Source organism: Paenibacillus sp. T2-29, assembly GCF_052921365.1.
Genome location: NZ_JBREVE010000002.1, coordinates 534883 through 557035 on the forward strand (window position 1 = coordinate 534883; position 22153 = coordinate 557035).

The following is a 22153-nucleotide window of genomic DNA, read 5'->3' on the forward strand; positions in this document are numbered from 1 at the left end:
CGTTATAGGATTACGAGTTTACAGGAACAAAGCCGCCTTTTTCAATAGCCCGAGTTCCTTCTTCGCTTTGCAGCCATTCAAGTAATCGTTGCATCGAAGCACGTGGTTTCTCACCTTCGCGTGTAACTACAAACAGTTGGGCTGTGAATGGATATTGTTTCGAACGAATGTGTTCTTTGTCAGGCTCCACTCCATCAATAGATAAAAATTTGACCTCTTGACGATTATGCATCACATTTGCGAAATAATAAAATGAATAACCGAGCGCATTGTGATCCTTGTTAAAATCAGCAACTGCATTAATCATTTCACCCATTATACCAATTCGGAGTTCCCGAGGTGGTTCAGCCATGTCATGACCTTTCATCACTTTCTTCTGCATATAGGTTTGACTTCCTGAATTTTCCTCTCGCTGATAAGCAACGATCGGCTGATTCTTTCCCCCTACTTCACTCCAGTTACGAATAGATCCTTCATATATGCTGCGTACCTGCTCCGAAGAAAGTCCGTTAACCGGATTGCCTTTATGAACGAGAAAAATAAACGCATCCCACCCGATGGGTGTGAGCTTCATTTGAATTCCCCGACTTTTCGCCAGGCGCAATTCCTCATCGGATGGACCCGCCACCAGTATCAGATCCGCCTTCTTTTCAATCAGATTGACATAAGCCTGATGTGTTGTGTTGAATCTCAGTTCGTGAGCCGCACGAACCTTGCTCATTCCGGTCAATTCATGCAGCATATCCTGCGCGAATGGAATGGCCGCTGTAGCTCCATCTACTACCGGGAAATCCCTTTCCGCAATGTACGGACGTTGAGGAAGCATGAGCGTAATCGTCAGCACAATGATGAGCGCAGCAGATATCGCGGCAACAACCCATTGCCATCTATGATCCACCTTACCATTCTTGTCGGTTAGCGCTGGATAACGATTCACCCCAACTCCTACTACCATGCCAACTATCGGCAGCAGTGCAGCCAGTAGAAACCAGAATTCACCATGCTGTGTATATGGGCCCAATACCTCTAACACAGGCTCCGCCCAAGCATGATAGAGTGAAAAGAGCCCCCACGCCCCTCCCGACACTTCAGCAGGTTGACCACCTGACCCTTGTATTCCTACAATCCACAACCACAGCCCACATAATAATGATAATAGCCCTGTCAGCATCAACGGAAGCTTGCCCATGTTGGACATACGCGCACTCAAGGCACCATAAGCTGCAAAGATGAGACCGATAATCCATGCATATAGAAGCAGTATTACAATCACAGTTGTATCCGTTACACCTTCATGCCTCAGCAGAAGCTGCACTTGGGGTGCCACAACCATACTCCAAACTACATTAAACATGACTGAAAACAATCCAAACATAAACGTACCGCCCAGCCATGGCCAAAACCATGCGAACCGCACAGACTCGTCCTTTTTCGGCTTGCTTATAACTTCCTTTGGTTCAGACATGTACATCCCCCTATATCTTAAAAATGAAAATGAGACTGTAAGCCATTGCTTCTTCATTGTACAATTATGGTAAAGATTAGTATACGAAAGGATGGTAAACATGGCAAAAAGGCCTCCCCTACAGGAAAGGCCTCTTTGGTATCGAATCTTCTCTATATCGCTCTGGCATGGATCAAAAAACGATGCTGCTTCACGTCCCAATACCCATCACGTTTAATGTCCAAATACAGACCATACAGCTGTTCTATATATTTCTCTGGCTGGAAGTCTGCAATCTGCCATTCAATGACTTTTAAGTAATAGACAATCGCTCCAATATCGTAAAATCGCTGTATCGGAAACTGTTCCCGCTGCTCTACGATTTCAAAACCATTGCTTTTCAAACCTGCAAGTGCCCGAGGAAGAGTCCAGTCCGCATACACGTAATCAGGTGCTCCCAAGCGAGCGTTAAGGCCTGCACAATCCAGGCCTCCCGCCTGTTGAGTCAAAAACGTACCTCCAGGACGCAAAATACGGCGCACTTCCGCTGGCGAAAATGACTCATGCTTGTTCAGCACAAGATCGAACCCGGCATCGCCAAACGGAAGGGAATCGTCATCCTGTATAGCCATCACGTGCACACCCAGCGGCTCCAATCTTTGCTTGGCAATAGATATGTTCGGTGCATATGCCTCTGTCGCACATATGATCTCTGGAAAAGGGCGAAACTGCGACAAGAGCTCTCCCCCGCCTGTTCCCATATCCAGCATCGCCTTGGTGGAATGGATCAACGCCAAAGCCTTGCTGGCATAAGACCAGTCCAAAGGCTCGCTCGCCACTCGTCCCGTATCCGAGATGAATGAAAAATCCCATCCGGAAAACGACTGTTTATGATGCTCCAACAACTGTAGAAATTCATGATCTTCTGTATATTTCATATTTTTTGCTCCTCCACTATTGAACTGTACACGCATTGGTCTCTATTTATATCAGTTCTAATGTGGAGGAGCTCTTGCCCGTCGATCAGGTTGTTATATGTCGTGTCCCAACCATCCCATGTTCATCTACCTCCGTCCATTTGCCATCTAAACCAGACGCTCTCCCTCGTTAGAGCTTAAGGAATTGCCGGTAAAGCCTTTGCAAGCTCCGGTGTCATGTAGCTTGGAGTTAAATAGTAATAGCCTGTGTGGGGATCTGAGCTAAATAAAGGTTTGATCTTGACCTGAAGCAGGTAAGTACCCTTCGCCATATTAGGAGTAAAGTTATAGGATCTACGCTTTTCCAGTACAGTACTCCAGAGCTTCGGATCTTCAATCGTTATTGCTTTGTGCTTCTGTTGGATTCTTCTAAATAGCTTATAGTCTTCAATATACTGATTGGGTTGATAAGGTTCAAGCTCTTCAGTAATAATAGGAACAGCCCGTATCGAAAAAATATCCTTGGCATCAATGATGACCTTATCCGCATAACCTTTTTGCTCTAGCCAACCTGTAAGCTTGTGATAGGAAGCCGGCCAACTAAATGAAATTTCACGCTTCCAGCTCGGTTCGTTATTGGTAGAGGATGACTCTTTATTTGTAATAGAAACATTCCCCAGAGGATATCGATGTGATTGCATTTCGCTATAACTCATATTTAATACTTCTTCTCTGAGTATATCTTCAAATTCACGAGTTTCTTTGGGATTGGTCAAAACCACTCGTCTTTCATTATCATCTATGGATTGGATATTAATCGTCTCTGCTTTTCCTTGCAGCTTATCCAGTTCATATCTTACCGTTTTATAAGGCTCTGCTTCCATCACCTTAGTAAGTTCTGTCCTGAAAGGCTTTTCCGGGAATGTATAACGCCTAGTCATAGTGGAACCATCATCCAAACGGTAGACTATGACTGCCCTTTCAACGGCCAGGTTTTTGGACAACGATTTCTCGCCAGCTGCATGTGCACGTACGAGTTCACGATGTAAATTCAGCACAGAGGCGATATAGGCCCTGTCTTGGGAGTAATAAGCTTCTTTTTCTGCATCTCCCCCTAGAGGCTCCTCTTGCCCCACATAAACTTTTTCTACGGAGTGTGCTGTTGGAATCCGTCCCTCATAACCCAACCAACCTGAAATCGGGATATATAGTACTAGCCCCATGATCACACCGTAAACGACCATTTCCAGCAAAACACGAACACGCACAATTTGCCACGTCTTGCGGACGACCATCTCTACAACGATATAGCCTAGAACAGCTCCAAGTGCATACCCAAAAATCGACCAATTTGCTCCTCTTGTACCTGCATTATAAAAATAATCGCCTATTACAAGCATGGCGCATAATGTGACTCCTGCCTTGAACAAAGGCTGTAAGAAAGGAAATGCTATGGCCTGAGTCGCCTTCTCGACCAAGCGTTTACGATACAAACCATAACTCAAGGCAACAAATAACAGAGAGACACCTAAATAGGCAAGTAGCTCCATGTAGGAAAAGGCGCGCTGCGGCAAATTGTCCATAATGCGTACAAACGGCGATAAGTTATCCCAAACATTATTACTGCTGCGAAACTCTCCACCATTAATATATTGAACAACGGTTTCTCGCACTTGCACATAACCGTATAAATTACGTTCCAGAAAACGCCCTATCATCATGGATAGAAACTGAGGCAATAGCAGCAAAACATACACTACTACGGTCTGTAGCAACGATTGCCCCACACAAATCCCTACAAACACAGTAAAAGTAAACAGGAAAATCGTAAGGACAGATACGACCAGTGCCCATGATCCAATATCATTAATATGAAAAATATAAGGCAGTTCGACTGACGTGTTAACCCAAGCAGTTACTCCCGCAGTCAGCCATACAGGTACAAGTAAAAGAATAAGACCGCTAATTACATGTGATGTTAATAAATGCTCCCTACGCAAAGGTAGGCTGTGATACAAATCGGATGGCCCCTGTCGCTGAACAAAACGAAGCAGCATCACACCTGCCAGCACGGGTACGGTCGTTAAGATTAATTTTTGCAATTCATTACCTGAGCTTGTGCTATCAAACAAGCTTTTTAAAACCACTCGTGGTTGTTCATCACCAATGCTCATAAACAATGGCAGCAGTACTGTAAACAGCAATCCTACCAAGTACAATAGACCGATCCAGCCATGCTGTCTCAGGCATTGGCGAATTACGCCGCCGCTACAGAAGAATCGGTTGGATGTCATAACCTGCGTCCTCCATTTCATAAATGAAAATTTCTTCAAGCGTCAACGGCAGCAAATCGAATACATGCGGCTCATACGCTTCAATCGTCTCCGCAATCCGCTCTCGCTCACCCCGGATAATAAGCAGCAGAACACTGCCCCTTCGCTCCTTATGTACGACCGAAAGTTGGCTACAGACAGCTTCCTCATGCATGCTGTCCCGAAAAGCAACCTGTACCTTATGCGTATCGGATTTGAGGTCGTCTACCTCTTTTTCCAATAGCATCCGACCTTGGTGCATAATGCCGACATGATCACACATGTCTTCAATCTCACGCAAATTATGCGATGAGATCACGACGGTCATCTCACGTGCAGCGGTTTCTTGAAACAAGAGATTTTTGATCATTCTACGCATCACCGGGTCCAGACCATCAATGGGTTCATCCAAAACCAGCAGCTCAGGCATGCAGCTCAAGGCAAGCAAAAAAGCGGCTTGGCGCTTCATCCCTTTGGAAAAACGGTGAAGTTTGCGCTTCGGGTCCAGCTTGAAAATATCCGTAAGCTGTGTGTAGCGTTCCTCACTCCAACTTGGATAAATGGAGCGGTAAAACCGGGCCATCTGACGAATTGTCGCTTGCGGGAAAAAATAAGGGGTATCCGGTAAAAACAGAATGTGCTGCTTGACTTCAGGCTGCTCATACACTGGCTGACCACCGATTAGCACCTTGCCAGTATCCGGTCGGTAAATCCCGGCAATGATTTTGAGCAAGGTCGTTTTCCCTGCCCCGTTCGAGCCCAGCAGTCCAAAAATGGAGCCCTTCTTTACCGTAAGGGCAAGCTGATCGACAGCCTTTTCTTCTGTAAATGTCTTTGTGACTTCCCTTAATTCAATCAAGGGACATCCCCCTTTCCTTTGTTTGCATAGCTTCCACGTATATGTCGTCCACTTCCTGCTGTGTAAAACCGAAATGGACAGCTTCGATCATCAGTTTTAACAATGCCGCCCGAATCTCATCCCGCTTTATTTGTTGCGGCTGCTGCTGGGTAGGCGTGACAAAGCTGCCTTTGCCCTGAACGGAATAAATATATCCTTCGCGTTCCAGCTCGCGGTACGCCTTCTGAATCGTATTCGGATTCACCGTAAGTTGAGCGGACAATGCCCGTACAGAAGGCAATTGCTCATCCGGCTGAAGCGATCCGTACACGATCATTTCCTTGACCTTCTCCATAAGCTGTTCGTAGATCGGCTTACGGCTGCGGATATCCAGCTCGAACACATGGACTTCCTCCTTTCAACACTGGCTCAAATTCATTTATACATGTTCAACTGTTCTAACTGTACTATCATTAATAGTACAGTTAGAACAGTTTGTCAATCTTTTCTTTGGACATTTCTTACAAAAATAGCCGTGATGCAGGATGCATCACGGCTATGTCTTTTTAGCCTTCCTTTGAATCATAAGGCTGATCACGGCTTATATTGGCAAGCTTTTGCCCTTCCGGCAGTTTAAGATCCAGCTGGAACCGGAATGTTGCTCCTCTGGCCTCGTCGCTATCCACACCAATGGAACCTCCCATTAGCTTGACCAGGTTTTTGCAGATGGACAAGCCTAGGCCTGTCCCTCCATATTTCCGGTTCAATGCCGGATGAAGCTGGGAAAAAGGCTGAAACAACAAATGCTGACGGTCTGCCGGGATGCCGATTCCAGTATCAGTTACACTAAACTCAATCAGGCATTTCTTTTTACGGCGGCTGTAAGCCTTTCTCTCCACAAAAATATTTACATGCCCTCGCTCCGTAAATTTGATCGCATTGCTCACCAAGTTCACCAATATCTGTCGGATACGCACATGATCACCGACCAGCATCCCTGGCATTTCCTGATCTACATGCCATTCTAGCTGGATGCCTTTTTCCATAGCCTGTGTCATAAATAGGTCAGCTACACTGCCAACCACATCCTCCAGTACAAAAGACTCATGCAGCAACGACATTTTGCCAGCTTCGATTTTGCTCAAATCCAGTATCTCATTCAATATCTGCATTAAAGCGTTGCTACTGCTGGTAATAATATCGATATAGCTACGTTGCTCCTCATCTAATTCCGTGTCTGCCAGTAACCCGGCCATGCCTATAATGCCGTTCATCGGTGTACGGAGCTCATGACTCATCACAGACAGGAATTCTGACTTGGCCCGATCAGCGCGTTCGGCAGACTCCTTGGCCCGAATAATCTCCTTTTCATTCGTCCTGTCTACAAAAACCATCACAGCTCCTTTTCGCTCGCCGTTATCCATCAAAGGGCTGATTCGATAAGAGGCCAAAAAACTGGACCCGTCTTTTTTCCAAAATACAGCTTCCTCTGCCTGATAAGAAGCGCCGCTGCGAATCGCTTGGAGAATAGAAGCCTGTTCGTCCGGAAAATGGCTGCCTATTTCGTCAGCATGGCGAATCACGTCTATACATGAACCGTTCAGCGGGTTGGCTGATCCTATGCCGAACATCTCAACAGCTGCTGGGTTCATAAAGCGGACATGTCCTTCGGTATTCAAACCCACAATTCCTTCGGATACTGCATTCAAAATAAGCGAATGCTCGTTACTGAGCTTTTCAATCTGAGCAATGTAGTTTTTAAGAGGGGTAACATTTTCTATAATCCCGTAGCAGCCTACAATTTCTTCTTGCACGAAAATCGGGATATTAGTCATCTTGATGAATAGACGCTCCCCCTCCTTATGTATGAATTCCGATTCATAGGTTTGTGTCTCCCCCTGTTTGGCCATTTCGATATGTCGTTTGATTTTGTCCTGTTCCTCAGAGGAAGCCATTACAAGTATTTCAGTTCCAAGCAGCTCATCCCTCGTATAACCCGTAAGCTTCTCCAAACTCGGATTCACGCTCAAAATATGACCTTCCATATTCATGGCGCATATCCCGAGTGGATTATGCTGAAATAGTGACTTATAACGGTTTTCACTTTCACGAAGACGCTGCTCGATTTCCCGGTGCTCTGTAACATCCTGTATCATCCCGACTACTTGAACAGGCTTGCCTGCATGCTCGTCCATCTCAGCTTCCCAGATCGAACGCAGTACCTTCTGTTCCCCATTGGGCAATACAATCCGGTAAAAGGTTTCTTCGTGAATTCCCTTTAAGATCACGTTGTTGATAATTTGCTTCATCCGTTCAGTATCTTCGGGATGAACTGCCTTCATGAAAGCGTCAATACTTGTTTCAACCGGCTTGACACGATAGCCAAATATGCTGCGAAATTCCTTGGAAAAATGCATAACATTGTTGACCAGATCCCAGTCCCATGAGCCGAACATCGCCAACTGTTGAGCTTTTGCCAGGTTCTCCTCGCTCTTCTGGCGCTCTGTGATATTCCGTCCGATGGATAGAACTCGCTTGATCTTGCCCTGTTCATCCCGAATAATACGGTACGATACTTCCAGCCACAAATAATGCCCGTCCTTATGACGTACACGCCGCTTCATGATGCCTGTTTCCTTGAACATTCCATGTACACGCATGTAATCGGCATCTTCGATATGGTAAAATTGAAGCCGTTTTTTGCCGAGCATTTCCTGCTTCGTATAGCCAAGGAGTTTTTCCACCGAAGGAGAAATATATTGAAGTATGCCGTCTGCCGTGCTGTAAGAGATGACATCCGGCGTATTTTCGGTAATCAACATGTACAAATCCTCATTGTCCGAAAGCACCTGCTCCATGTCCTTTTTCTCCGTGACATCCATTGCATACGCAATCAAATAAGATTGTTCGGTAGCCTCATCATCAAATATGGTTAATTCCAGCGATAGCCAGACAGTTGTTCCCCGTTTATGCTTTAAACGCAGCTCTGTCTTGTAGACTTGATCCGTAGCCTTTAGCCAACCTGCATAGGCCTCCCTCAGCCCTTGCTGATCCTGAGCCTCATTATACAAGAGATGGTAATATCGGATATCCAGTAATTCCTCCTGCTCATATCCGACCATTTTGCAAAAGGCGGGATTGACATACAGACACTTCCCCTCCCTCGACAAAATCACGATTCCTGTCGGGGCATGATTATACATATGTTCCAGCAAAGGCAGTCGTTGAGCAGCAGAAAACACAATGAATCTCCTCCTCTGTGGTCCGGCAGTTTTTCTAACTATACCTATTCTAACATGATATGGGATTTTTATTGAGGAGAGCCCTCCTCTAGATGAAAGCCATTAAAACATGTATGCACAAAAGATTGCCGATGCAGGTTCATCGGCAATCTTTAGATTATTTTTTTATACCACCCGGCTAAGAAAATGACGCAAAAATCGCTCCGCATCTACTTTAAGTGCCACATCAATCGTAGTCAGCGTTTGAGCTTCAGTCTCATTTTGTACCTCTCGGGTGCGACCAACCTCGGTGGAATCCCCTACCTCAACGGCAATGTGCATTGGACGCGTCTCCACAAAACTGGAGTCAATAGCCAACCCTACGGCTAGTGGATCATGCAAAGCACAGCCTGCAATACCAGGTCTAAAATTGCGATAAGCTTCCATATAGAAGTCTGTCATATCTGCCATAAACGCGCCCAGCTCGGTCCCTTGCTCACGCCATTTATCCACATCCTGCTGGGGAAGCAGGGTTTGCATCGTGACGTCCAGCCCGACGAGCGTAAGCGAAAAGCTCGCTCCCAGCACATAGGCTGCGGCTTCTGGATCGGCGTAAATATTCGCTTCAGCCGTTGGAGTTACATTCCCTTTCACTGTGACCGCGCCGCCCATGATGATCAGGCGCTCAAGCAATTGGGGCAATTCGGGACAGCGATCCAATGCAATCGCAAGATTGGTCAGCGGTCCCACAGCTACTAGGGTCAGTTTGCCCTCATAGCGACGAGCCTGTCCGATTATAAAATCAGCGGCATCCCCAGACGCAGCCTGACGGGAGGGCGCTCCTTTCAACTGATTGCCAATACCGTCTTCACCGTGAATATGCCGAGAATAAGGTTTGAACAGCTCCCGAGCATACGGCTTGTAAGCCCCAGACACGACCGGAGCCTCTACCCCCAGTTTTTCCAGCAGAATCAGTGAGTTACGTGTTGCCTCCTCCACCGAGATATTGCCAAAGGTGGTTGTAATACCGAGTAGTTCCAATTCCGGCGAATGGACCGCGTACGCAATAGCAAGCGCGTCGTCAATGCCCGTATCTACATCTAAGATTAACTTTTTGCTCATGATGACCTCCACAGTAGAACAGCATTCTTTTTTTCATTATACACAATTTGAATGCTTATTCCCTTGGTCATCGAATTCTTTATTTGAAGACGTTAAAAAAAAGGCTACGACAGTTATGCCGTAGCCTTCTTTTACCACTTTTTAATCACTCAAGGGCACATGTTCTGGCCAAATCCTAAGGCTCGATTCCCCATACCAGCTTATCGTTGTGGAACAACGTTACTTTGTTCCATTCAGCATAAGAGGTTTTGGTTGGATCGAAGGAATAGTCATTGGATTCGTTCAGATTAGACCAGTCGCTATTGTTCATGCGGATCTGAATATCACCTGTTTGCGCTCCAGCAGCAAGCGTGCCGGCTGCCGCACTGAATCCAATTTCAATATAGTTGTCTTTAATGGTGCGCAGCACATTATCATTACCTACTTGCGCCCAGTCTACCGCAGATTGCAGCTCTTGGCTGCCATCTTTTGTGAAGTAATAGCGGATTTTCAGCTCGCTCAGCTTCACGGGTGTTGTACCTTTATTTTTCAGGTTAAAGAAAGGCTTGGCAGCGTTATTCGCTGGATCCGTGTCCCCAGCACGATACATTACAACCAAATCACCTGCTGGATCTGTAGGGTCGGTTGGATCTGTCGGCGTACCTTTTGGTTCAGCGCTTACCGTTGCTGAATCCTTACTTGTTCCTTTCGCATTCGTAGCACTTACAACATAGAAGTACGTTGTTCCGTTCGTCAGTCCCTTATCCGTGTACTCTCTTGCTGTTACAAGAGGCGCCACGGCTGTAAAAGGACCTGCTTCGCTAGTGGCACGTTTTACGGTGTAGCTGTCGGCACCCGTAGACGCATCCCAAGTCAGCGTTACTTGTGCATTACCCACAGTAGCCTTTAAGCCTGAAGGTACAGCTGGAGCTGTAGGCGCTGGGTCCACACCACCACTGGAAGGCACGATTGCAGGGTACGCATTTTGTACCAGCATCACAAACTGATCATGGAACCATGCTCCTGAAATAGGTGCATTCGGCAAAGCATCTGTTAATGTGCCATCCTTGGTTGTATAGGTAGGATCACACATACGATCAAAGCCTTTACCCTCATCGTTCGGAATGAGTGAGCTGGAACCATCGGAATCACCCGGAGGTTTCGCCCAGACATAGGCATCGATATGGCCAGCTGGAGCCGTTTGTGGCGGTGTTCCCATCCCTGCTCCGCTGCTATTACACCAGTTACCACGGTGCGAACGTTTGTCCACACGACCTGAGTTTACATAGGAGTTAATATCATTGCCGACTGCGGAAGTCGGACGGTTAGGTCCTCCCCATCCATTACGGCCGGTATCAATTAACATGCCAAGCGAGCTTGGCCAGCCTGCATTGACAAAATCTCTATGCAAGGACTCAGCGAAATCCGATTCATCGAAATTAGGATTCCATTCGTAGAATTTGGACGATTTGATCGGCTGCCCGCCAATATTCAGGTTGGGATCAGGCAGATTCGGTTCTGTCAACGGTGAAGTATTGGCTGTATTCGTGATAAAGCCATCCACACTGGCCAGACCTTTGCTAGTATCTTTGAAGATAGTTGTAAACAGAGATACCGTTGCTGCACGGTTGTTATCCCAACCTAACCAGCCAGAGTGACCGATATCCACGTATTTGTACACATTCGGAATCTCGTTCAGCTTATTCATTGTGTATTTAACGCCAGCCTCATAAATTCCTGTAGATTTGGCTTGTCCACATTGGGGAGTATCCAGATTGGTTACCAGATTTGGCAAACTGTCCGGTTCAATAATCGCTACGATGCGAATATCCTTATATTTGGGATTCGAAAAAATTGAAGCAATTTTGTCAATATAATCCTTTTTGTACGTTTCCAGACCTGCCTGGGTCAACGGCAATTCACCATTGGAAGCCAAGGCATGACAATCTCGTCCGGGCAGATCATACACAATGAATTCCGCCGTAATCGGTGTGTTGCCTTTCTTTTGCGCCAATACTTGGTCCAAATGTGCTTCCAAGCCAAGCTTGCCCCCACCGCCGTTAATAGCAGCAATACGATCAAGCCATACGGCTGTCGGGAACGTTTTGACCGTTTGCATTTTTGCCTTCAGGTTCGCATCCGTAACCTTGGCAATCGATGTGTCGACACTAGCCGCATAATCAGGGTTAACGTATTTTGTCGCTCCTTGGTATGGATTATCGACATGGGATTCTGCATGTATTTTATCCGTAAATCCTGCACCTGGTAGAAAGCTGCTTGCGACGAGTGATAGCGCAAAAGCATACTTCATTCCTTTACGAAGCACTTGCTTTGTTTTCAATTGCTTCACCTATCTTTCCGTAGATTTTATTGAATCTTCCTATGTCGGCACCTGATTGTTATATGATTAAATGTGTGTTACGCCTACTCTCTCCCTAGAAAAAGTAGCGTTCATAGTTGTGAAAGGTAAGCGCTTTCCATTTGTTCATGCGCTCACATTTTCCCTTTCTTGTCACCTCCTATGTTAGATTATAGTGAGCTGGAAATCTGCTGTAAATTGAATAAATTAAGGACTACAATTATTAATTAGGCATTTGAATTGCCACAACGACGGTCCGGCAGGGTGCCTCTTTTTCTAAGATCGGTTCTATCACTTGTTGAACTTCCCTGCTATGACAAGCTCTCAGGAGATTCAGAGTCGACAGTAAAAGAGTGGATTCATAAAAAACAAGACTGTATTCTTTAATTTCCGCCAGCCCAAATCGACAATGATAAACCTCAGGTTGCCAGCTACGCCAAATCGTTAAATCTATCGACAGCAAAAAGGGTGTTCCAGACCTATGGTCATGAAAACACCCTCTTATTGCTGTTCCATCCGTCTCTGTTTATTAACAGGCCATAGAATGAGCGTTACTTCAATTGTACTAAGTAGCTGTTACGCCTTGCTGTTCTGCACTTTTTCGCGATCCTTGCCTTTGTCGGATTGTCCTGCATTTTTATTGGCAGCATCCCGGTCCAGCTGCATTTCTTCAACCGTCTTCACCTTAAGCCGCGCTGCTCCCTCATAAGGTCCGGTTGGAATCAGATCGCCTGCAGCCAAACGTTGGCGCGCCTTGGCAATTGCTGCTCCGTATTGCGGTAACCATGCTTCCTGCGCTACTAGCATCTCATCGACCATCTGCCAAATTTCTTTTGGATTACACACCGCACCCACTAACGGGTCCATCATAAACGCTTGGCGCAGCAGCTTATCGTCTCCATGTACAGCCGCTTCGACAGCCAAACGCTGAACGGAAATACTAACATTGCACACGGCAGCAGGACCGAGCGGCAGTTCTCCAACATGCGGCATGGAAAGGCCATTCCGATCCACATATCCAGGGGCTTCAATAATCGCATCGTCCGGCAGGTTGGAAATTACCCCATTATTAATAACATTAAAATGTCCCCGGTATACACGTCCTGTTTCCAGACCTTCGATAATGTATGAGCCGTGCTCTTCACCGCGACTCTCTGCCTTGTACTCCAGTGGCTCTTCCTTCATCCAGTTGGGGAAATCTGTTTCAAACCAGTTGCGTCCTTCCGTACATACACGCAGATAGCCGCCTGTTTCTCCGTTGATCCAGTTGCCCAGGTCAATCCAGTCCAGAATTTCATTCGGACGCTTACGATACCAAGGCACATATTCACTGAGATGACCATTCGACTCTGTGCTGTAATAGCCAAAACGACGAAGCATATCGATGCGTACCTTTTCGGTGCGGCTAAATTCAGGATGCTGTTCAAATGCCTCCAGCAGTCCGGCTGTCAGATCCTTGCCCTTATGTGAGGCTTGAATATACCATGTTTGGTGATTTATTCCGGCGCATACAATGTCCACATCCTGCTTCTCCAGACCGTACGCCTCGGCAATTTGGTGATGCCCATTCTGGACGCCATGACATAGACCAACCGTGCGCACGCCGCCGTACTTGTTGCAGGCCCAGGTCATCATCGCCATGGGGTTCGAGTAGTTCAGCAGCAGCACATCCGGTGCACTTAACTCGCGGATATCCTTGCAAATCTCCAGCATTTCAGCGATACCACGCTGACCATACATGATGCCTCCTGCACATAATGTATCGCCCACGCATTGATCCACACCGTATTTTAGCGGAATATCCACATCGGTCGCAAAAGCTTCCAGACCGCCGACACGGATTGTACAAATGACGTATTTGGCATCCTTCAAAGCTACTTTTCGATCCGTAGAGGACTGTATTTGTATGGACAAACCATTCTCACGAATATCCCGTTGACACAGTTCAGTAACCATATCCAGATTGTGCTGACTGATGTCCGTAAAAGCCACTTCAATATCGTTAAACTCCGGTACCGATAACAGATCTCGCAAAATTCCACGGGTAAAACCGATGCTCCCTGCTCCAATAAAAGCTACTTTAAATGACACGGCATTCAACCTCCGGAAATTAGAATTGTAATATACCGTCATTTTAACAATATGCCTGTAGAAAGCGTTATCAAAATCATGACCAGTTTCGTACTTAAGTGTCAAAAATCCTAACTTTCGCGTTAGCAGAGGGTTGCCTTTTTCCACTCGTTCCATCCCGTCTCTCTCTTTCTGTGTAATGTTTCTTCAGTTCAGTATGTACTTTAAGTGCGGTAAATGTAGTAACATAAAAGAAAACATTGGAGAGCAAGGAGCAGCCCTAAGATGAACAAAAAGATTATCTTTTTAGATATAGATGGAACGCTAGTGGATGATGACGGTATGATTCCCGAATCTGCAAAAACAGCATGTATCGAAGCGAGAAAAAACGGACATCTGATTTATTTATGCACTGGCCGATCCAAAGCGGAGATTTATGATTTTATCATGGAGGTCGGTTTTGACGGGATCATCGGAGCTGGCGGAGGCTTTGTAGAAATTGAAGGTGAGATGTTATATCACCACAAAGTATCGGATGAAGATGTTAGACATATGGTCGATTACTTTGATGAGCATGATTTGGACTTTTATTTGGAATCGAACGGGGGGTTGTTTGCGAGTAAAAACTTTTTGCCCCATGTAGAACGGCTTATCTATGGAGATGTGGACAATGATCCCGTAGCCAGAGAAAAAAAAGAACAACGCCCGCATCCTTTTATCACCGGCCTAACTATAGGCGAGGACAACCTATACCGTAGTGACGTGAACAAAGCATGTTTTTTGGAAAACAAAAATGTTCCTTTCGAACAAATCAAAAAGGAATTCGCAGGGAAATTTGAGGTTATTCAATGTACTGTATCTGCTTTCGGGCAAGACAGTGGTGAGCTAATGATTCCCGGTATTCATAAAGCCGTAGCTATTGAAAAGCTTATTGAGCATTTGGGAAGATCCCAAGAAGACACCATTGCTATCGGAGACGGGATGAACGATGCTGAAATGATTGAATATTGTGCGCTAGGAATTGCCATGGGAAATGCCAAACCGGGCCTCAAAGCCATCGCAGATGACATTACAGATGCTGTGGATGAAGATGGACTGTTTCACAGCTTTAAAAAGCATAGTCTGATTTAGCCATGTTATTTTTTATACTTAAGCCCCTGCAGCAGTTTCTCGACTTAAAATGTCTTAATCCTACTGGCAGGGGCCTATTTAAATTGCAGTATTCTTATTTTTGTATTTTCTCAATTTGTTTCATAATTATTTCATCATTTTAAATTATCTCCATGTTGCCGAATTAGCAATGCTATCTTTCCACGGAATTCACTTCGTGCCCGCTCGACTTCCATCCCTCAATAACCGCGCTTATGCTGGCGATAGCTGCGTGCGCTTCTTTTGTTTACTGTATAATGAGTTGTGTCTCTAAATATTCCCAAAGGAGCAAGACATGTCAAACCGTAAATGGACATTTATCCTTATTCCCGTCTTCCTGCTATTTGCCTGGCTGCTCTTTCAGTTCACTCTGTCTTCTCTTCAAATTCACCAATTTGCAGAACAATTGAAGACGGTTTCACCAAATGACAGGGGTTCCGATACAAAAGTGGTATTGATATCGCAAGAGCTGGACAATTATTACTGGCGGTCCATTGAACAAGGAGCCCGAAAGGAAGCGGAGCAGTACGGTATGCGGCTCGATTATATCGGACCGGACCGCATTAATCCGTCCGAGCAGATCAAACTGCTGGATAAAGCGATCGCCGCCAAGGCGGATGCGATTCTGGTTCAAGGGATAAATGATCCGGAGTATCGCCGATTAATCGACAAAGCGGCCGGACTTGGCATACCTGTCATCACGATCGATACGGATGAGCCGAACTCCCGGAGACTGGCTTACGTTGGAACGGATAACGAAGGAGCAGGAAAACAGATGGGCATGCTGTTGGCGAAGGCCTCTGGGGAGCGTGGCGATATTGGAGTGATGATCAGCAGCGAGCGCGTCGAGAATCAGCGGCTCAGGCTTGCCGGATTTCGTTCCGTGATCAGCCGCTATCCCAAGCTCCGCATTGTGGAGATTCGCTCCTCAAATATTTCACGGCTTCAGGCAGCCCAGCAAGCTCAGAACATGCTCACCCATTATCCGCAGATTCGCTACATGGTCGGATTCAGTGCGCTGGACGGCCTTGGCATTCTGGAGGCTTCAGAACGGCGTGGAGCGCAGAACTTGCAAATTTTCGCTTTTGACGATATGGCCGAGACGTTGAAAGCTATTAAAGATCGCAAAATCGAACTGACCATTGTGCAACAGCCAGAGGAAATGGGGGCCAAGGCCATAAAATTGCTAAATGATTATCTCAAGGGGAGTCATTCTCAGGAATTAACATATACCAGAGTTTATGAAGTGCATGCAGACACTCCCGCTGACATGTCTGGAGATGACAGGCGATGACGATCAGAAAGAAGCTGCTTCTGTTCATCCCTCTTCTAGTTGTGTTTGCCAATATCATCGCTTATTTCGTATTCCAAAGTGGAAAGGTTGTACAACAGAGCTACGATGAAATGCTTGGCCGCATTCTCCTCATCGAGCAAACCTCCGAATCGGCGGAGGGCAACTTAAATCTCCTATATGCCTATCTGCTCAATCCAAGAGACGATAAGGATGTGCAGGGCATGACAGAATACCAGTTGAAACAGCTAAAAGACAGAATCCAGGAAGTCTCCGACTCAACCGATCCTTCTTTTGCCGAGGAGAACTACATGAATCTGTTGGCCACATTTCTTGAACAGAAGCAAGCTGCAGTTCTGGATGCAAAGGCACAAGATCCTCAATCGGCTTTTGAACATTATATTGAAGCGGAGAAAACCGTCAGCTATATTCATGAGGAGGGCCAGCGACTGATCGATGCTGAACTGGCTTATTACCGACCGATCATCGAGAACATCCGGAACAAAAATGAGCAAATGAACGGATTGGGAGTGGCGTTGTTCGGCATGAACGCGCTGATGGGTGTTTTGCTTGCCATCTGGATCTCGCGCAGCATTACTGGCCCTGTCGGCAGACTTGTCAGACTGGCGAAGCGAATCGCCACAGGTGATCTGAATATCGAGCCCCAACCCCAACCGCGACGGGATGACGAGCTAGGCGTATTGGCGGACGCCATTTCGCAAATGTCTGCTGATTTGAGCATCCTTATCGAAAAAGATAAACAGAGTCTGGAAATGCGGCGGCTTGTGAAAGAGCTAGAGCTTTTGGCTCTGCAAAATCAAATTAACCCGCACTTTTTATTCAATACCTTAAATGTGCTCTCCAAACTGGCGATCTTGGAAGGAGCGGAGAAGACCAGCGACCTGATCGTTTCGTTGTCCAATCTACTACGGTACAGTCTGCAAAAGCTGGACAAACCCGTAACGCTTCAGGAGGAACTGGATCATATAAGCGAATACGTGACCATCCAGCAGGCGCGCTTCCGGGACAGAATTCGCTTTGATCTTCACTTTGACGCTTCCGTACTTCAGCAGCAAATTCCGGCCTTGACGATCCAGCCGTTTATTGAAAACGCCTTTCTTCATGGTGTAGCAGATATGGAAAACGGGGCCATTATCACATTGACGCTGTCGAGAGCGGGCGAGGATGTGCAAATTGAAATTTCGGACAACGGAAAGGGCATGACAGAAGAAACCCGACTGTCCGTGCTCCGTCTTGAAGGCGGAGCTGAAAGCAGCAGTTCAACGGGACTTGGAATGCAAAACGTGTTTAGGCGGCTGCAGTTGTTCTACGAAAAGGAAGGAATGGTTGAAATCCGTAGCCATACCGGACTAGGTACTACCATAACAATACGAATCCCAGTCAAGAAGGAGAGTGAGCAGACGAATGTATCGGTTGTTGATCGCGGATGACGAAGCTTTGGAGAGGGAAGGACTGGAATTGATAGTGGAACGGGCGATGCCGGGGGTATTTCGGTTTATTCATGCTGACAACGGCCGCATGGCGATCGAATGCGCAGAAGAGCACCGTCCCCATATTGCCATTCTGGATATCAATATGCCCGGAATCGATGGACTTGAAGCGCTTCGTGAATTAAAGGAGCGTCTTCCCGATACCCGCTTTGTGCTTGTCACCGCATATGATTATTTTGCTTATGCACGTGAGGCGCTCTCTTTGGGTGTAAAAGAATATATTCTGAAGCCGGCGAAGCGGGAACTCATCATCGGTACACTGAAACGACTGATTGAAGAAATTGAATGCGAGAAGCGGGCACGCACGGAAGAATTGGAGCTTAGGCACAAAATCTCACAGCTGATGCCGCTCGCAGAAAATGAGCTGGCTTTAATGCTTATGGTCGACCAGACGGTGGATTCGAGCGCTTCCCAACTGTCGGAATGGCTGGACTTTCCTCTTGATCAGGGAAGCGCCATCATTGCTGCCTTTGAAGGATATGCAGACGAGCAGGACAAAAAGAAAATTTACGATCATTTCCGAAGCTATGTAAAAACACATGGTCCCAATTCCATTGTGAGCTCCCTGATCGACCATCACATGGCTACTTTTTTACAAAAGCCAGCTGCCACCAGCGAAAACGACTGGCGCCAACTGATTAAACACCTTGTTCAGCAGCTCTCCGAGCTGTCCCAGCAGCAATTTGGCATGAAGACGGCTATTGGAATCGGCTCACTGCATAGCGGCGAGGAAGGACTTCGCAAGTCCTATTTTGAAGCCGTTTTTGCCTCCACCCTACGCAAGCGTGATGGAGGTTACTGCCACTTTGACGAACTGAAGTCGTCAGAGGCTGGAAACGCCTCTGAGCTTGCCGTCAAAGCGGAGAATGGAATGCTTCAGCAGACGTACGTCATATCAGCACTGCAACGGATACGCGAACAGCGGGAGGTTCAAACACTGACTATGCTAGGCAGAGCAAAAATGTATATCGAGGAACGCTTCAACGATGAACTTTCGTTGGAAGAGGTGGCTGATTTCGTCCATTTGAATCCCCACTACTTCAGCAAAATCTTCAAACAGGAATACGGAGAAACGTTCATCGACTTCGTAACCCGGCTAAGGATTAATAAAGCTATTTCTCTGATCAAGGAGGGCAACCTTGCTCTGAAGGAAATCAGCTTTGAAGTGGGTTATAAGGACCCGAACTATTTTAGCCGCGTCTTTAAGAAGATCACGGGCGTTCCTCCCACAGAGTTCAAAGGCCAAAAATAGCAGAGATTCATCCATGTCGACCATCGACATGGATTTTTTTAAGCTCGAATGACAAGGTAATGCTAGGTTTAGACCCTTCATCACCAATTCGGGAATCGAAGTCAAAATCGTGCATGAAAAGGTCCGTTTATTGAAGACGATCACCGACCTTTCTTTTACAGGTGCATGTTATACTTCTCCTCGAAGAACGGAATGAGGTTCTGGAATCTGAGGGGAGATGATCATATGGGAGTAATCATCCATAATGAAAGCGCTCAACAGAAAGCGCTTCAATCAGAAAAACCCAGTATGCTGTTTGTGACGCTGGTATCCATCGTAGCCGCGCTTGGAGGCATACTGTTCGGTTTTGATATCGCGGTAGTTTCGGGAGCAGTTGAATTCCTACAGCAGCGTTTTTCGCTGAGCGAATTTCAGGTTGGTTGGGCGGTGTCGAGTCTGATTGTAGGGAGTATCACGGGAGCAGCTCTCTCCGGCTACATGAGTGAAAGGATCGGCAGAAAAAAGGTATTGCTGGCTGCCGGATTTTTATTCGTCGTCGGCTCGATCTGCTCTGCAATTCAAGATACGTTCACCGGGTATGTTATCTTTCGCATGATCGGCGGCGTCGGCATAGGAATCACTTCCACCATTTGTCCGGTATATAACGCGGAGATCGCTCCTGCCAAATACCGAGGCCGTTTGGTTGCTTTAAATCAGCTGGCGATCGTAACAGGTATTTTCCTGGTTTATTTTCAAAATTCGTGGATCGTCAGCCTGGGAGATGAAGCTTGGGGTGTCTCAACAGCCTGGCGCTGGATGTTCGGTGTGGGAGCTGTTCCGGGACTGATCTTTATGCTCCTGATGCTCTTCATACCCGAAAGCCCGAGATGGCTTATCAAAAAGAATCGGCCTTATGAAGCGCTGCCAATTCTGCTGAAAATTCACGGTGAAGAAGCCGCTAAACAGGAAGTACTTGATATCAAGGAATCGTTCAAAAATGAGAACGACTCATTAAAACAATTGTTCGCTCCCGGTATTCGGGTCGCTCTCTTTATCGGTATTATGCTCGCCATTATGCAGCATATTACCGGCATCAATGCCATTTTGTATTATGCGCCGGTTATCTTTAAAGGAATGGGGCTCGGTACGGACGCGTCTTTGACCCAGACCATCTGGATCGGGTTGATCAATGTGTTGTTTACCATCGTATCCGTATGGCTGATCGACAAAGCGGGACGAAAAGTTCTGCTGATGATCGGTACCTCGTTGATGACCCTCTGCTTGGTCATTATTGGAGCCGCATTCAAAATGGGTTTAACTACCGGACCGCTCGTGCTGATCATGATATTGATCTACGTGGCCTCCTACGCTATATCGCTTGGGCCAATCGTATGGGTCATGATCTCTGAGATCTTTCCGAACCGCATTCGCGGTAAAGCTGTCGCCATTGCTTCGATGGCATTATGGGCCGGCGATTATCTGGTATCCCAAGCATTCCCTCCTCTGCTGAGTTCAGCTGGTCCGTCCAATACCTTCTGGATATTCGGAGCCATCTCGTTGTTCGTCGTAGTCTTTATATGGCGCAAGGTTCCCGAAACCAAGGGGAGATCACTTGAACAGATGGAAAATATGTGGCTCGGAAAATAATCCAACTTTAGCTCTCAAGAAGCCCAGCACCTGTTATAATGCTTCAAAATATACACCTCTGAAGCCATACCGACCTAAATCGGCAATGGTTCAGAGGTTTTTTATGATCAGCTCCCACCCTCCTCCGCGTAGTTCCTCACATCGCGCTCCACAGCAGAGCGGTATTCAACAGGGGTTTGACCAGTGTGCTTTTTGAACAACATGTGAAAATACTGTCTGCTGGCCACGCCAACATAATCGGCAATCTCTTGAATGGGAATGTCCGTTTGCTGAAGCAGCATACGGGCCTTGTCCATTCGCAACATCGTTAAATACGTGGTAAGCGTTAGCCCCGTATGTTTTTTGAAAATTCGATGCAAATACCCCGGGTGCAGATTGACGGCTGCGGCCATGTCCTTGACTGCAATATCCCGGTCATAGTTCAGATGGAGAAATTCAATGCATCGCTTGATGTACACATCTGTTTGCTGCGTATTGCTGCGCTCTGCCTCTTCCCGCAGACGTGCAATTCGTACTAGCAATTGCATAAAAAGCATTTCTGCCATGGCACCCGGCTGTTCTTTTCTTTGATCCAGCTCCAGCACGAGACTTTTCAGCGCATAATATACCTCTTCCGGGTCCGATAGCACCAGATACGGGAATGGACGCGACATAAAGGCCGTGACCTCCTGTTCCTCCGCTGCTATTTGTTGGATAGATGGGCCTACCCTCACCCCTTCCTTAAAGCCAAACTCTACATTCAGCATACGGCACGGTTGTTCACCTTCCACCACCAACCGATGTGGGATGCCTGCATCCAGCATAATAAACTCGCCTTTGCGCAGCGTAATGCTTTCTTCCGTATCTTCTCCGGTTTGTACATCTACCCTGCACAAACCAGAGATCATATACATAATTTCAGTGGAATAATGATCGTGGTAAGACATCGTATAGTCACGCCATTGCTTGTAATAGTAAGCAAAAAAACGGGGAATATAATCCCCGTCCCGCAGTCTTGGCTCAAACAGACTTCCGTTCATCCCCGCACCTCCGCGAAATAGATCAAGCTAATATGGCGACGTA

The 22153-nt window shown here is 46.6% G+C and carries 15 protein-coding genes; 5 read left to right on the forward strand and 10 right to left on the reverse strand.

From position 1 onward, the window contains the following. Positions 1-10 precede the first annotated feature (10 nt). From ACU1JV_RS08225 to melA, 9 genes are all read right to left on the reverse strand, one after another. Positions 11-1465 carry a PstS family phosphate ABC transporter substrate-binding protein gene (locus tag ACU1JV_RS08225; RefSeq protein WP_413985682.1) on the reverse strand — a complete coding sequence of 485 codons (1455 nt, stop codon included), beginning with the start codon at positions 1463-1465 and terminating at the stop codon, positions 11-13. A gap of 152 nt (positions 1466-1617) precedes the next feature. After that, a complete protein-coding gene (locus tag ACU1JV_RS08230) occupies positions 1618-2382 on the reverse strand; it encodes a class I SAM-dependent methyltransferase (protein WP_413985681.1) in 765 nt (254 codons plus the stop codon). 176 nt (positions 2383-2558) lie between these two features. Next, positions 2559-4655, reverse strand: a complete 2097-nt coding sequence (locus ACU1JV_RS08235; protein ID WP_413985680.1) for a multidrug ABC transporter permease — start codon at positions 4653-4655, stop codon at positions 2559-2561. Further along, complete coding sequence (locus ACU1JV_RS08240) at positions 4630-5532, reverse strand: ABC transporter ATP-binding protein (RefSeq protein ID WP_029516088.1); 903 nt, start codon at positions 5530-5532, stop codon at positions 4630-4632. Before ACU1JV_RS08240 ends, ACU1JV_RS08235 begins: the two co-directional genes overlap by 26 nt. Beyond that, the gene (locus ACU1JV_RS08245; protein WP_016821396.1) at positions 5525-5914 is read right to left on the reverse strand and encodes a GntR family transcriptional regulator; all 390 of its coding nucleotides are present in this window, start codon (positions 5912-5914) and stop codon (positions 5525-5527) included. The genes ACU1JV_RS08240 and ACU1JV_RS08245 overlap by 8 nt, the downstream gene beginning before the upstream one ends. 163 nt (positions 5915-6077) lie before the next feature. Beyond that, positions 6078-8753, reverse strand: coding sequence for a PAS domain S-box protein (locus tag ACU1JV_RS08250; RefSeq protein ID WP_165080312.1), 2676 nt, complete (start codon positions 8751-8753; stop codon positions 6078-6080). Positions 8754-8918: 165 nt separating this feature from the next. Continuing rightward, complete coding sequence (locus tag ACU1JV_RS08255; RefSeq protein ID WP_129548808.1) at positions 8919-9854, reverse strand: nucleoside hydrolase; 936 nt, start codon at positions 9852-9854, stop codon at positions 8919-8921. 175 nt (positions 9855-10029) lie between these two features. Beyond that, positions 10030-12183, reverse strand: coding sequence for a glycoside hydrolase family 6 protein (locus ACU1JV_RS08260; protein WP_413985679.1), 2154 nt, complete (start codon positions 12181-12183; stop codon positions 10030-10032). A 585-nt stretch (positions 12184-12768) separates the two neighbouring features. Further along, on the reverse strand, positions 12769-14283 hold the full coding sequence (melA, locus tag ACU1JV_RS08265) for an alpha-glucosidase/alpha-galactosidase (protein WP_413985678.1): 1515 nt from the start codon (positions 14281-14283) through the stop codon (positions 12769-12771). A 264-nt stretch (positions 14284-14547) separates the two neighbouring features. On the opposite strand from melA, the gene ACU1JV_RS08270 reads away from it, so the two are divergent. From ACU1JV_RS08270 to ACU1JV_RS08290, 5 genes are all read left to right on the forward strand, one after another. Next, positions 14548-15393 carry a Cof-type HAD-IIB family hydrolase gene (locus ACU1JV_RS08270; protein ID WP_413985677.1) on the forward strand — a complete coding sequence of 282 codons (846 nt, stop codon included), beginning with the start codon at positions 14548-14550 and terminating at the stop codon, positions 15391-15393. Between the two features lie 313 nt (positions 15394-15706). After that, positions 15707-16705 (forward strand): substrate-binding domain-containing protein, encoded by a 999-nt coding sequence (locus ACU1JV_RS08275; protein WP_413985676.1) that lies wholly within the window; start codon positions 15707-15709, stop codon positions 16703-16705. After that, the gene (locus tag ACU1JV_RS08280; RefSeq protein ID WP_413985675.1) at positions 16702-18153 is read left to right on the forward strand and encodes a sensor histidine kinase; all 1452 of its coding nucleotides are present in this window, start codon (positions 16702-16704) and stop codon (positions 18151-18153) included. Before ACU1JV_RS08275 ends, ACU1JV_RS08280 begins: the two co-directional genes overlap by 4 nt. Then, positions 18128-19465 (forward strand): response regulator, encoded by a 1338-nt coding sequence (locus ACU1JV_RS08285; protein WP_064962466.1) that lies wholly within the window; start codon positions 18128-18130, stop codon positions 19463-19465. The genes ACU1JV_RS08280 and ACU1JV_RS08285 overlap by 26 nt, the downstream gene beginning before the upstream one ends. A 225-nt stretch (positions 19466-19690) precedes the next feature. Further along, positions 19691-21091 carry a sugar porter family MFS transporter gene (locus ACU1JV_RS08290; protein ID WP_025675784.1) on the forward strand — a complete coding sequence of 467 codons (1401 nt, stop codon included), beginning with the start codon at positions 19691-19693 and terminating at the stop codon, positions 21089-21091. A 107-nt stretch (positions 21092-21198) separates the two neighbouring features. Here the strand turns inward: ACU1JV_RS08290 and ACU1JV_RS08295 are convergent, their stop codons facing one another. Continuing rightward, positions 21199-22110, reverse strand: a complete 912-nt coding sequence (locus tag ACU1JV_RS08295) for a helix-turn-helix domain-containing protein (protein WP_413985674.1) — start codon at positions 22108-22110, stop codon at positions 21199-21201. Between the last annotated feature and the right edge of the window lie 43 nt (positions 22111-22153).

Bases quoted from the DNA above. Each gene is read 5' to 3' on its own strand.
- ACU1JV_RS08235 (WP_413985680.1), bottom strand. From the start codon at position 4,655: ATGACATCCAACCGATTCTTCTGTAGCGGCGGCGTAATTCGCCAATGC.
- ACU1JV_RS08290 (WP_025675784.1), top strand. From the start codon at position 19,691: ATGGGAGTAATCATCCATAATGAAAGCGCTCAACAGAAAGCGCTTCAA.
- ACU1JV_RS08295 (WP_413985674.1), bottom strand. From the start codon at position 22,110: ATGAACGGAAGTCTGTTTGAGCCAAGACTGCGGGACGGGGATTATATT.
- ACU1JV_RS08275 (WP_413985676.1), top strand. From the start codon at position 15,707: ATGTCAAACCGTAAATGGACATTTATCCTTATTCCCGTCTTCCTGCTA.
- ACU1JV_RS08225 (WP_413985682.1), bottom strand. From the start codon at position 1,465: ATGTCTGAACCAAAGGAAGTTATAAGCAAGCCGAAAAAGGACGAGTCT.
- ACU1JV_RS08270 (WP_413985677.1), top strand. From the start codon at position 14,548: ATGAACAAAAAGATTATCTTTTTAGATATAGATGGAACGCTAGTGGAT.
- ACU1JV_RS08280 (WP_413985675.1), top strand. From the start codon at position 16,702: ATGACGATCAGAAAGAAGCTGCTTCTGTTCATCCCTCTTCTAGTTGTG.
- ACU1JV_RS08230 (WP_413985681.1), bottom strand. From the start codon at position 2,382: ATGAAATATACAGAAGATCATGAATTTCTACAGTTGTTGGAGCATCAT.
- ACU1JV_RS08255 (WP_129548808.1), bottom strand. From the start codon at position 9,854: ATGAGCAAAAAGTTAATCTTAGATGTAGATACGGGCATTGACGACGCG.
- ACU1JV_RS08285 (WP_064962466.1), top strand. From the start codon at position 18,128: ATGTATCGGTTGTTGATCGCGGATGACGAAGCTTTGGAGAGGGAAGGA.